This window comes from Vibrio sp. 10N.247.311.47, assembly GCF_041467535.1.
Classification (GTDB): Bacteria; Pseudomonadota; Gammaproteobacteria; order Enterobacterales; family Vibrionaceae; genus Vibrio; species Vibrio crassostreae_C.
The window spans coordinates 124,875-137,055 of sequence record NZ_JBFSUR010000004.1 but is presented as its reverse complement, the minus strand read 5'-3'; the positions used below and the strand labels follow the sequence as shown (position 1 = coordinate 137,055).

The following is a 12,181-nucleotide window of genomic DNA, read 5'->3' as shown; positions in this document are numbered from 1 at the left end:
ATCACCTTGCGTTTTTCGATCTTATACCGCGCTAGTCTCTGTTCTAGCGATTTAACGGTTTAACAGGGCGGTTATTTGCTGGATCTCATCTTCGACATCAATACCATTATATTGCGGCGCAATCGAGAGATCTTGAATACTCACGGTTTCTACCGATTGCCTTTCGTTGAGCTGAGTCATTAACTCTCCTTTTGGTGAGTAGACTCTGCTTCCACCACAATAAGTCGCGGTAAACGCATCAACCACATCCTGTCCAACTCGATTACAAGTCACGACATGACACCCCTCTTCTAAAGCCCTTGCATGAGCAATAGCAAAGCTATGATGACAACCAAAATTCGCGGGATGGAGAATAACGTCGACCGACTGATACTCTCTCATGATCTCCGGGAACCAAATATCGAAGCAAATCGCGACACCAAACTTTAAGCCTTTGTGCTCAAACGTGAGGCGCTTCTCCCCTCTCGAGAAATACTGCTTATCGAATTTGGTTTGACTGATTTTTCTATATTTGTGTCGTAAACCGGAAGCATCCACAACCACGACGCTGTTGTAATATTGGCCACTATCTTTCTCGGCAATGCCTGCAACAATCAAGGTGTCATGCTTCGCTGCAAGCTGCGTTAATGAATCAATAGTACTGCTGTCGGCGAAGTCTTCAGCCAATTCGTGAATTTCTTCAGCCTCGTTAAAAATATACCCAGTCGTGAACAGTTCAGGCAGTAAAGTAATATCACCGACTAACGGCTCCGCTTGCAAAAGATCAGAGACCGAATCTATATTCTTTTGTTTGTTTTTGTATTCAACTTCAAGCTGAATAAGCGTGATACTGACATTATTCAAAATCGATTCCTTACTAGGTAATACTTAAAGCTGTAATGCTTCAAGCTGGAGACTAAGAACTAAGAACTAAGAACGACAGAGTAGGCCAATCCCCTATCGCTTTCTTATTCGCCCGCCAAAGGTTGAAGCAGGTGCACAGTCCTGTACGTATTTTAAACCTGCCTACGGCGCTAATTAAGGCTCTGGTAAAACGGGAGGCGTGCTGTCCATATAGGTTAAGAAATTCACCCACACCTCATGCGTGCGCTGCTTGGTTAACGTCATCTTGCAGGAAAGCGCCATAACCCCTCGAATAGAACCTTCACGCCATTGGGTGTACACAGAATCACAATGTGCTGTCATGTACGCCTGCCAGCTCTCCTGAGCCTTCTTAATTGACGCCACCAGCTCAGCATCATAAGCATTGTGCTCAAAGCTGGCTGCAAGGTATTTATCCAGTTCCGCTTGTGCAGATTCCAACTCAATTGCCGCACAGTGATTGATCTCGATGGTATTCATCGCATTCTCGCAATCAACAACACCTTCGTAGGCCAACGCAGAGAATGAGAAGCACACCGCTATGAGTGCCGATATCAGTTTTGTCATAATCATCCTTTATGCTGCCACCACCAAAACGAATCGTGTCGTGACTTTATTTATTTAAACGTGGCTCAATATTTAGCTCATTCAGCTCATTCAGCTCATTCAGCTCATTCAGCCAGAGCAAATAACAATAAAATTTATCAGGATATAAGCATTTGTTATCCGCATGAATCATCAAAAATGACGCCTCGCCAACTCAAATAAACGAGATAACGCTCAGATTTTGCTGGTAAAACTAGAAAACATATTATTTATATCAATAATTCGTGCCTGCATTCACACTATTAATTATTTATATTGCTACCTAAACGCTAACTTTATAAATTAAATCGAATGCTCACATAAATCGGTAACGCTTCTCCAACTATGGATATCAAGTACCAAAACATTGCCAAGACTTCATTTTACTTTGCCATCTCTTTCTTTTTTTCCATGGCAATGCTCATTCCTTTTACACCGTATCACTACCAAACATTAACCGAAGACACATCAAGGTTAGTCGAAACTAGGTTAGAAAGGATCCAATCAAGGTTCGACCGTTTTTTATCTGAAGTTAGACCTGAACAGTCTTGCGACGCGATCGTTAGACAGCTTCGACAAAACGTTTTTGAAGCCGATTGGGTAAAAGAAGCAGCGGTATTCAATAAACAGAACCGATTTTACTGTTCAACCACCGATGGTGACGTTTCATTTCGCCTATACAGCACCATCAGGCAGCGACTCAATGACGACCCGAATTTAACAACCCTGTCGTATTCCAACTCGGCCATCACGCAAGTTCAGTCCATCATGCTCATTTTCTCGAACAAAGAAGATGCCGGAGTGAGCCTGATGATTCCGCCACACTTCATCTATGACCTTGTTGAAACAAGCCTCAGCAACCATGGAATACAGGCCAAAGTTGAAGTGATCAAAAGAGATATCCACCCTATCGATATTGACTCATCAATCGCCAAGGTGCGGATACAATCGAACACCTACCCATTAACCATCACCTCATACATTGGGTATCAGTTTTATCTTCACTTCATGTTGAGTTATTTATGGTTTGGCTTTTTGATGGCCGGAATCACGACCATTATTCTCCTTTCCATCAAGCATAAAAAGCAGAGCCAACGCAGCTTAGAATATTCGCTTTCAAGTGCGCTAAAAAACCAGCACCTTCATGTTCACATGCAGCCTATCGTTAACCAAAACACCAACGAGATCGTCGGCTGTGAGTCATTATTGCGATGGAACGACCCAATTGAAGGTAACGTCTCCCCGGCTATTTTCATCCCGCTTGCTGAAAGCTTAGGCTTAATTGAGGAGCTCACCTACTTCGTGCTACGCAAAGTATTAATGACGTTGAAAAGCAATCAAGATGTGTTCGACTCAAAGTACATCAGCGTCAACATCAGCCGCAACGTAGTGTCTAACAGTAACTTCTCTAACAAAGTGATCAGCATCTTTAAAAGACACCCTGAGATTCTCAAACAGGTAGTTTTTGAAGTAACCGAAGATGGTGAATGTTCTGATGCCGACATGGTCAAAATTAGAGACAACCTAACCAAACTATCGAACATGGGCGTAAGAGTTGCGATTGATGATTTTGGTACAGGCTACGCAGGGTTAGATTTCGTAAGACAGTTCCCGTTCAGCATTCTCAAGATTGATCGCGTGTTCGTGAAAAACATATCCGACGAATCCAGCTTTGGTCTCCCTTTGCTAGAGTCCATGCTTCAACTATCACGCACCTTAGGGATGCAAGTGATCGTCGAAGGTGTCGAGTATGAGTCACAAGTAAAAATCTTATCTAAGCTTGGTGTCGACTATATCCAAGGCTTCTATTTTTATAAGCCGATGCCGATAAACCTGACTGTCAGCTTACTCAGGCAGCAGCATTTTGAGTCCGATAACGTTGAGGAACAAACCAACCAGACATTCCTTGTTACATAAGGCACTAAAAAACAACGAAAGAAAATGCGAAGGCTATGGGTCTCCTTTGATGAACATTTAAACCATCGCATCATTGAATGCATCACAAGGGATATCATGGAAAAGACACTTCAAACCAAACTGGCGACTAGCCTACTACTGCTGAGAATCGGCATTTTTATCGTCTTCTTGTTCTGGGGCTTAGATAAGATCCTTGTCCCTGAGCACGCGACAAAAGTACTGTCTGGCTTTTACGGCATCGACATCTCGAACAATGCGATGATGGCTCTGGGTGTCGCGCAGCTCGGATTTTTAGGCGCATTCGTTGTAGGCATGTGGAAAAAGTACACCTACGGAGCCATTTTAGTCCTTCATGCAGGCTCAACCTTTTCCTCTTTTGGAAAATACATGGACCCGTTCAACAACCTACTGTTCTTCGCCTCTTGGCCAATGCTCGCAGCCTGTATCGCAATCTTCTTACTTCGCAATTACGACACTTACAGCGTGTCCAACTAACACAAAGGGCGCCGTTATTGGCGCCCTGTTTGGTTGGGTTGATTCTTATCAACCTAAAATACTCTGTTAGCTGTATGACCCTATTTTACATTTCTATAAGTTACTAGAAACCCTGTCAAACCTATTGAGAGAGCAGCAATACATACTCCCCTCAGTATTGCATCATTGAGATAAGCTGAGTAGAAAAGCATTGCAATAAATGCACTACATGACACCAAAAAAGGTGCAATTGAACGATGGGTAAAACGTGAAGTATCAACCACACTATAACGATCTAGAACCAAATCCAAGAGCAAGAGCATGTGCATAACAAACAAAACATTTAGTACTGGAAGTACCCAGTAAAACCAACTATCTACAGGAAAGCTAAATAGTTGAACAAAGGTAAGGTGAGCCAATATAGAAAACAAAATACTTTTCCAACCATTCGAACTACTTTGTACTCTAATGCGGTATGTTCGTCGGGCGACAGAAGCAAGTGGCTTGACTGAAGAAACCCAAATAGCCAACCAAACTATAAGTAATACCATGGTTCAAGAGCCTCTAAATTAAGGTTTACGCAGCTATTCTGAATTAGATATCTAGAACTATTATCCCAAGATATCGACACTTTACGCCTTGCTAAGGTGTGAGCAAACCAATACCTTAGCCTCCGCATAATACCTTAAACACATAAACCAACGCATAGTAAAAATGCCACGCGTTGCGAATTATTCTTAAGCAACTTGTTATACCTCTTGGTTGAGGCTAAAATGACCAAAACAAAGACCACTTAAGAGACCTATTACATGACCACTAGAATTTTAGCCGATGTTGCTGCAAGCATTACTGAGTTGAAAGCTAACCCTATGAAAGTTGCAACTAGTGCTTACGGTGAACCTGTTGCTGTACTGAACCGAAATGAGCCAGCATTTTATTGCGTACCAGCCGAAGCGTACGAAATGATGATGGACAGACTCGAAGATCTTGAACTACTAACTATTGCGAAAGAGCGTGAATCTGAAGAGAGTATTTCGGTAAATATTGATGACCTATAAACTCGACTTTAAAAAGAGTGCACTCAAAGAGTGGAAAAAGCTTGGCTCAACGCTTCAACAACAATTTAAGAAAAAGCTAATCGAGCGTTTAGATAACCCGCATGTTCCGGCTTCAAAACTCTCTGGAGCTGACAACATGTATAAGATTAAGCTGCGCCAATCGGGCTACCGTCTCGTCTACAAAGTTGAAGACGATGTCATCATTGTAACCGTCTTAGCAGTCGGAAAACGCGAACGTAGCGATGTTTACCGTAACGCTATGAAAAGGTTAGATGATTGATTGCGGTATCAACGCCGCATTAAGCGGACTAAAATTGTGGGTTATACTGTGAAGCGAAGCGGAACGTAACCCACTGTTTTAGTTCCGTTTAAATACCTTGTTATAAGAATGTAGACGCCATACTTACAACTTGTTTCTATCAAGTAACATTAGGCGGACATCATCGAATTCTAGTGCGATTTGAATAGGTTCATGATGTGTATCTTCAGTAAATACCGTCAAGCCTAAACAGTCACCACCTGCACTTTCATAACGGGCTATAGCCGACTCAAACACCTTCCTAGCGGATGTGACATTAGCAGCAGTCAAACTGCGAATCCTGTGGTGAACATCAGTTAGCCTAGAAACATACACCTTACTTGCTTGCAAAAGATCAACTGACTCGGGTGTTTCTTTTAAGGTTGCTTTCTTATTTTTCGAATTCTGAGCAAGTTGTTCCTGAGTGGAAAATACCATTACTTTATTCTGTACTCCTCGTTCCGTGAGCTCTGATGCGTGCTCTAGAGTATGGATAGCTATACCATTGTGCTGGACATGGTTACGTATCATTTCCATAAATCGATATTCAAAAGATGCATCATACATTTCATTAAAGTACTTCTTTGCATCTTTTAATATCTCAGGTTGATTATGAAACGAATCTCTAGCCGCAGAAGGAATTTGATCTACATATGTTTTGGTAGACGTTAATAGGTTTGCCAGCCTACGCTCAATTAGAATACGAAAATTAAATACGCCATTGTAATCCATAGACCTAAATGCATCATTGAGCATAGTTTCATTACAAACGTCCAATTCAAATTCTTTTAGGTTTGAATTCATTATTTCAAATTTTTCTTCTATCGATAAACCGCATCTTAATACTCTATTTGAGTGAATTATCTCCAAGTATTCCGCTTCTTTAATTTCTACAACCGGAACGTTTCCAATTACATTTTTCTTCAGATAGTACATAACCCACCAAATTCTTATAACAGCTATATTAGACAGAATAATTCTGCATTTTGTCCCTGAAACAATTCTGTCTAGTTTCCAAGACTCGCTGCACTTAGTCTAATAACTCATTTAATAACATCATCTTACCTACTTATCTTTGTATCAAACATGACGAAAAGCAGAAATTTTCCATATAGTTCCGGCAAAATGCAGAAAACTCCCCAATATGTGAGTAAACCGCAGTTCAGGCTATGAAGGTTGTATCTTGGAAGTTGTATTCTCAAACAAAAAAAGCGCCGACATGATTGTCGGCGTTTTTGCTATAGGTATGATGAGTGGGAGGTAGTAACTACTTCGCCATGGTGCTCAAAAACTCGGCTTCGAACTCTTCATCGGCTTCTCGGGTTAGGCATTCCACCAGCCAGTCGATGCTTTGATGGTCTAGCTTACTGTTCACCACGAAGGCTTGCTTTACGCCAGACTGACCCAGCTTGGCAGAGCCGTAGTTCTTGAATGATTTATTGCCATGATAATGGAGTGATTTGATCGCCTCCGCGTTAGGTTCTGGCAAGGCATCGAGGGTATTAGCAAGCTGAATCACCAACTCCATTGGGTTCTTAGAGGAAGATATTCGATACAGAAAACCGCCCTCCACTCTTTGGCGAACCCAATAATCAAAGCCGCTGCAATCCATCACCTTGTCACTGACCAGTGCGGCTTCGCTGCGATAGCCACACGGTTCAACCATCACTGGGGTATGTTTGAATTCTGGTTGACCTGATGCGGCATCGGTATGAGGCAAGATTAGTTCGCATGGTTTGCTGTCTTTGGCGGTGGGTGCGTTCCAGTGGATAGGCATGAAGACTTGTTCACGGCGCATCTCTTTGGTCACCACTAAGCGCGCTTGGCACTCCCCTTGTGCGCTGCGCACTTTCACCACAGGGTTAATAGTCGCGTGGTTGAAAGCATCTAGCCCAAATTCATCCAAGTTCAGTTCTGAAACGGTATCTGGGTGGATGGCGACAAACGGTTCTGGGGTGTGTTCACCTAAGCCTGCCGCCAAACCTGTGCGGCTCATGGTGTGCCATTGGTCTCTGATTCGACCTGTGTTCATGATAAGCGGGAATTCAAGGCTGGTATCGGCAATCGGTTTGTCGTGCTCAACTGCAATAAACTGCGCTTTGCCTGATTCAGTAAAGAACTCGCCATTGGTGAACATGCGTTGCTCAATGATCTCTGGTTGATACTCTAACACTGGCCATTGCTGTGGAGTGAGTTCGCCATAGCCTTTCTCATCCAGTTGCGTGAGTCCAATTAAGCACAAGTCACGTGCTTTGCCTGATTCATTGCCGAGCGCTGTCATCTCGCAATACTCTTTGAAGATCTCACCTTCGTGGCGGAACTCAAATTGCTCTTTGAATCCCATTTTTTGTGCGACTTCTTTTAGAATCCACCAATCGGGTTTGGCTTCCCCTGGGCTTGGTAACACGCGGCGCTGGCGTGAAATTCGGCGTTCAGAGTTAGTCACGGTGCCCGACTTTTCGCTCCACCCTTGCGCGGGTAGCACTACATCGGCCAAGCGAGTGGTTTCAGTATCGGCAATGCAGTCCGACACCACCACAAATGGGCACTTCTCTAATGCAGTTTTGATTTTTTCGCTATCAGGCAGGCTCACAACTGGGTTGGTTGCCATGATCCACACGGCTTTGATTTTGCCTTCATTCATGGCATCAAACAGGTCAATCGCTTTTAAACCCGCATGTGTGGCTAAGCTATCGGTTTGCCAGAACTCGCTGACGGTTTGGTGTGATTGCGGATCACCAAATTCAAAGTGCGCCGCTAAGGTATTGGCTAAACCGCCCACTTCTCGGCCACCCATTGCGTTCGGCTGGCCCGTTACAGAGAATGGCCCCATGCCCGGCTTGCCAATTTTCCCGGTGGCTAAATGGCAGTTAATAATGGCGTTTACCTTATCGCACCCTTGTGTCGATTGGTTCACGCCTTGGGAGTAAATGGTCAGCACCTTCTCGTTCGATGCAAACAAACTGTAGAACTGTTTTAGCTGCTGCTCTGTTAACCCTGTAAGTTCAGGAACACTTTTGTCGCCCCAGCCTGATTCGGTATAACCTGACTCTGTATAACGGTAGTGAGTCGCAGATCGAATCGATTCAGTAAAGCCTTGGGTGTGGTTTTCTATGTAGTCTGCATCTAGCTTGTCGTTATCGTCGAGATAGCCCAATAAGCCGTTAAACAGCGCCACGTCTGAGCCAGATTCCAATGCCAAGTGAATATCTGCAATTTCACAAGTGTCGGTATAACGCGGGTCGATGACGATAACTTTCAATGCGGGGTTGGCTTGTTTCGCGGCTCTTAATCTTTGGAAAAGTACCGGGTGACACCATGCTAGGTTTGAGCCTGTAATCACGACTAGATCGGCTTGCTCGAGATCTTCGTAGCATACCGGTACGGTGTCTGCGCCAAATGCACGCTTATGCCCGACCACAGTTGAAGCCATACATAGCCTAGAGTTACTGTCGATGTTGCCACTACCAATGAAGCCTTTCATCAGTTTATTGGCAACGTAATAGTCTTCGGTAAGCAGCTGACCAGACACATAGAACGCAACCGAATCGGCCCCAAATTCTTCGATGGTTTGATTAAATTTGTCTGCGACCAACTGAGTGGCACTGTTCCAATCTAGCTCTTGTTTTTGCTCATTCTGAATATGAGCAGGCTGTGTAAGACGACCTAAAGGCGTGACGGTGTCGCCGAGCGCAATCCCTTTAGTGCATAGCTTTCCATAGTTTGATGGATGATCTTTATCACCACGCACTTCTAGTTTTCCTAACGATGTCGGTCTCGCTTCTATTCCACACCCTACACCACAATAAGCACAGGTCGATTTTATCCAGCCGCTGTTTGAATCGGTCATCCGTTTCTCACTCAATTATCCATAATTGTAATAACTAAAAATAAGCAAATAACACGCCACTTAATAGCAGCTGATGAATAGCAAATAATTTCACCTAAAAACAACAACTTAATAAAAACACAAATATCAGCAATGAACCAATTAGAACTTAACCAAGATAGAAACTTAATTTTTGCACCATCTTGCTGAAAGTTGCACCACAAACGCTCATTTATATAAATCTAACAAAAATTTTACATACCACTTTAGGGGTAATTGCGTGCCACCTCTATTTTTTAAACCACTGAAAATTATAAGTTAATTTTTATTTAAATGAACGAACCGTAATCTGGCATCCTCCTTGCTCCACTAAAAACCAAGACTTAGAAAAAACATTTTTGTTTTTCTTGATGATTATGAATTGAGTGGAATCTCAACCCGGTATTCATCTGCTAACGACTAGAAATTAGATGCTAGTGATGGTGACGCCGAGAATAAGGAATGGATTATGAGCAAGAAGAAAATCGTCGTTGTTGGTAACGGCATGGTTGGACACAAATTTATCGACAACATCCTGCAATCAGAGAGTGATGAGTTTGATGTGATTACTTTTAGTGAAGAGCCAAGGCTGGCCTACGACCGTGTTCAGCTAACGGCTTACTTTAATGGTAAAAGCGCTGATGACCTGTCATTGACCAGTGAAGAGTATTACCAAAGCAACGGCGTGAACTACTTGTTGAACCAGAAGGTTGCCAAGCTAGACACCGCCAATCAACAAGTCATCACTGAAAGTGGTCACGTTGAAAGTTACGACAAGCTAATCTTGGCGACGGGCTCTTTCCCTTTTGTTCCCCCTATTCCCGGTAACGACCAAGAACACTGTCACGTTTATCGCACCATCGAAGACTTAGACGCCATCGAGCTTTCAAGCAAAGGCAGCAAATCTGGCGTGGTGATTGGTGGTGGTCTGCTTGGCTTAGAAGCCGCAAACGCAGTCAAAAACCTTGGTTTGGAAACTCATGTGGTTGAATTCGCGCCTCGCCTAATGGCCGTACAATTAGATGACGGTGGCGGTGCGCTACTGCGCAGAAAGATTGAAGACCTTGGGGTGCAGGTTCACACCGAGAAAGCGACCTCTGAAATAGTCGACGGAGAAAACGCTCGCTACCGTATGAACTTCGCCGATGGCACCCATTTAGAAACCGATATGATCGTATTCTCTGCCGGTATTCGCCCTCAAGATGCTCTAGCTCGCAGCTCTGATGTCGAGATTGGCGAGCGTGGCGGTATTGTGATCAACAATCACTGTCAAACCAATATCGACAACGTTTACGCCATTGGAGAATGTGCCCTTTGGGATAACAAGATCTTCGGCTTAGTGGCGCCCGGTTATTCCATGGCGAAAGTCGCGGCTTCGCATATTGTCTCTGACGGTACTGACGACGCTGCGTTCACTGGCGCCGACATGAGCACCAAGCTCAAACTGCTTGGCGTCGATGTTGCCAGTATTGGTGAAGTGCACGGCAAGACAGAAGGTGCTCAATCGTATACCTACAACGATGAAATAGAACAAGTTTATAAGCGCCTGATCATCTCGGCTGACGGCACAAAGATTGTTGGTGCTGTGTTAGTGGGTGATGCAGAAGCCTACGGTTCGCTACTGCAAATCAAGCAAAATGATATGCCCCTTCCTGAAAACCCATCGGTATTGATTTTACCTAACGTGGCCGATGATTCTGGCTCGGCAATGGGTGTTGAAGCTCTGCCTGATAGCGCTGTGATCTGTTCATGTTTTGATGTGACTAAAGGCGATATTAAAGACGCGGTTTCTGCTGGCTGCACCACGATGGCTGCACTGAAAGAAACCACTAATGCTTCAACAGGTTGTGGCGGTTGTTCTGCCCTTGCGAAACAGGTTCTCGATAGCGAACTAAGTAACTTAGGTGTGGAAGTCTCTAACGATATCTGTGAGCACTTTGCTTATTCTCGTCAAGAGCTTACCGACATCATCCGCGTCAACAAAATCAAGACCTTCGACGAGCTGTTAGATTCTCACGGCAACGGATTGGGTTGTACTGTATGTAAACCGGCTGTCGGTTCGATACTGGCTTCGTACTGGAACGATTACATCCTTGAAGATCAACATATCGAGCTGCAAGACACCAACGACATCTACCTTGGCAACATGCAAAAAGACGGCACTTACTCGGTGGTTCCGCGTATTGCTGGCGGTGAAATCACTCCAGATAAATTGATCGTGCTTGGCGAAGTTGCTAAAGAGTTCGACCTCTACACCAAAATCACGGGCGGTCAGCGTGTCGACTTGTTTGGCGCACAGCTTAACGAACTGCCTATCATCTGGAAAAAGCTGATTGATGCAGGTTTTGAAACGGGCCACGCCTACGGTAAATCGGTTCGTACCGTGAAATCTTGTGTCGGTAGCACTTGGTGTCGATACGGTGTCGACGACAGTGTTGGCTTAGCGATTCGACTTGAGAACCGCTACAAAGGCCTGCGTTCACCACACAAGATCAAGTTTGCGGTTTCAGGCTGTACTCGTGAATGTGCAGAAGCCCAATCGAAAGACATTGGTGTTATCGCCACCGACAAAGGTTGGAACCTCTACATCTGTGGTAACGGCGGTATGCGTCCTCGTCATGCAGACCTATTCGCCACTGATTTAGACGAAACCACACTCCTTAAATACATCGACCGCGTTTTGATGTTCTACACACGTACCGCAGACCGCTTACAGCGTACATCGGTATGGATGGAGAACCTCGAAGGCGGCATTGAATACCTCAAGCAAGTCGTGATTGAAGACAAGCTCAACGTAGCTGAAGAACTCGAAGCGGACATCGCACTCAACATCGAGAAGTACCAGTGTGAATGGAAAACCACCATTGAAAACCCTGAGAAGATGAAGCGCTTCCAGCACTACATCAACAGTGAAGAAATGGACACTAGCCTCTCTTTCATCAAAGAGCGAGAGCAGCGTTTTCCTAAGCCGAGCTTGAGTGATGCTTCGAATTCAAAACGCGATGAAAAGCTCGCTAAAGCAGACCAAATCGAAGTGACTGAGGTTTCATAAATTTCATCAGGTTCATCAGGTTCATCAGGTTCATCAATAAAAAAATAAAAACTCAATTTTAGACTAGG

9 protein-coding genes are annotated in these 12,181 nt (G+C 44.2%); 5 read left to right on the top strand and 4 right to left on the bottom strand.

Translation table 11 applies throughout. The features are described from left to right. Positions 1 to 51: 51 nt before the first annotated feature. Positions 52 to 843, bottom strand: a complete 792-nt coding sequence (locus tag AB6E51_RS04305; protein WP_102428319.1) for a carbon-nitrogen hydrolase family protein — start codon at positions 841 to 843, stop codon at positions 52 to 54. 174 nt (positions 844 to 1,017) lie between these two features. Further along, positions 1,018 to 1,428 carry a lysozyme inhibitor LprI family protein gene (locus tag AB6E51_RS04300; RefSeq protein WP_017067713.1) on the bottom strand — a complete coding sequence of 137 codons (411 nt, stop codon included), beginning with the start codon at positions 1,426 to 1,428 and terminating at the stop codon, positions 1,018 to 1,020. Between the two features lie 363 nt (positions 1,429 to 1,791). On the opposite strand from AB6E51_RS04300, the gene AB6E51_RS04295 reads away from it, so the two are divergent. The 4 genes from AB6E51_RS04295 to AB6E51_RS04280 all read left to right on the top strand — a co-directional run bounded on the left by AB6E51_RS04295 (position 1,792) and on the right by AB6E51_RS04280 (position 5,175). Continuing rightward, a complete protein-coding gene (locus AB6E51_RS04295) occupies positions 1,792 to 3,363 on the top strand; it encodes an EAL domain-containing protein (RefSeq protein ID WP_102428320.1) in 1,572 nt (523 codons plus the stop codon). Positions 3,364 to 3,459: 96 nt separating this feature from the next. Next, on the top strand, positions 3,460 to 3,858 hold the full coding sequence (locus AB6E51_RS04290) for a hypothetical protein (RefSeq protein ID WP_017064752.1): 399 nt from the start codon (positions 3,460 to 3,462) through the stop codon (positions 3,856 to 3,858). A 788-nt stretch (positions 3,859 to 4,646) separates the two neighbouring features. After that, a complete protein-coding gene (locus AB6E51_RS04285; protein ID WP_004730320.1) occupies positions 4,647 to 4,895 on the top strand; it encodes a type II toxin-antitoxin system Phd/YefM family antitoxin in 249 nt (82 codons plus the stop codon). Continuing rightward, positions 4,885 to 5,175, top strand: a complete 291-nt coding sequence (locus tag AB6E51_RS04280; RefSeq protein ID WP_053407936.1) for a type II toxin-antitoxin system RelE/ParE family toxin — start codon at positions 4,885 to 4,887, stop codon at positions 5,173 to 5,175. The genes AB6E51_RS04285 and AB6E51_RS04280 overlap by 11 nt, the downstream gene beginning before the upstream one ends. Positions 5,176 to 5,298: 123 nt before the next feature. On the opposite strand, the gene AB6E51_RS04275 is transcribed toward AB6E51_RS04280, so the two are convergent. Together AB6E51_RS04275 and AB6E51_RS04270 are read right to left on the bottom strand one after the other, a co-directional pair. After that, complete coding sequence (locus AB6E51_RS04275) at positions 5,299 to 6,129, bottom strand: hypothetical protein (protein ID WP_102428321.1); 831 nt, start codon at positions 6,127 to 6,129, stop codon at positions 5,299 to 5,301. A 331-nt stretch (positions 6,130 to 6,460) separates the two neighbouring features. Next, the gene (locus AB6E51_RS04270) at positions 6,461 to 9,058 is read right to left on the bottom strand and encodes a molybdopterin oxidoreductase family protein (RefSeq protein WP_102428322.1); all 2,598 of its coding nucleotides are present in this window, start codon (positions 9,056 to 9,058) and stop codon (positions 6,461 to 6,463) included. A gap of 472 nt (positions 9,059 to 9,530) precedes the next feature. Between AB6E51_RS04270 and nirB the strand changes: the two genes are divergently transcribed. After that, the gene (gene nirB / locus AB6E51_RS04265) at positions 9,531 to 12,113 is read left to right on the top strand and encodes a nitrite reductase large subunit NirB (protein WP_372058263.1); all 2,583 of its coding nucleotides are present in this window, start codon (positions 9,531 to 9,533) and stop codon (positions 12,111 to 12,113) included. The last annotated feature ends 68 nt before the right edge of the window (positions 12,114 to 12,181 follow it).

Excerpts from the sequence above, each read along its gene's own strand:
- AB6E51_RS04275 (WP_102428321.1), bottom strand. The coding sequence starts at position 6,129 with ATGTACTATCTGAAGAAAAATGTAATTGGAAACGTTCCGGTTGTAGAA.
- nirB (WP_372058263.1), top strand. The coding sequence starts at position 9,531 with ATGAGCAAGAAGAAAATCGTCGTTGTTGGTAACGGCATGGTTGGACAC.
- AB6E51_RS04295 (WP_102428320.1), top strand. The coding sequence starts at position 1,792 with ATGGATATCAAGTACCAAAACATTGCCAAGACTTCATTTTACTTTGCC.
- AB6E51_RS04290 (WP_017064752.1), top strand. The coding sequence starts at position 3,460 with ATGGAAAAGACACTTCAAACCAAACTGGCGACTAGCCTACTACTGCTG.
- AB6E51_RS04285 (WP_004730320.1), top strand. The coding sequence starts at position 4,647 with ATGACCACTAGAATTTTAGCCGATGTTGCTGCAAGCATTACTGAGTTG.
- AB6E51_RS04300 (WP_017067713.1), bottom strand. The coding sequence starts at position 1,428 with ATGACAAAACTGATATCGGCACTCATAGCGGTGTGCTTCTCATTCTCT.
- AB6E51_RS04280 (WP_053407936.1), top strand. The coding sequence starts at position 4,885 with ATGACCTATAAACTCGACTTTAAAAAGAGTGCACTCAAAGAGTGGAAA.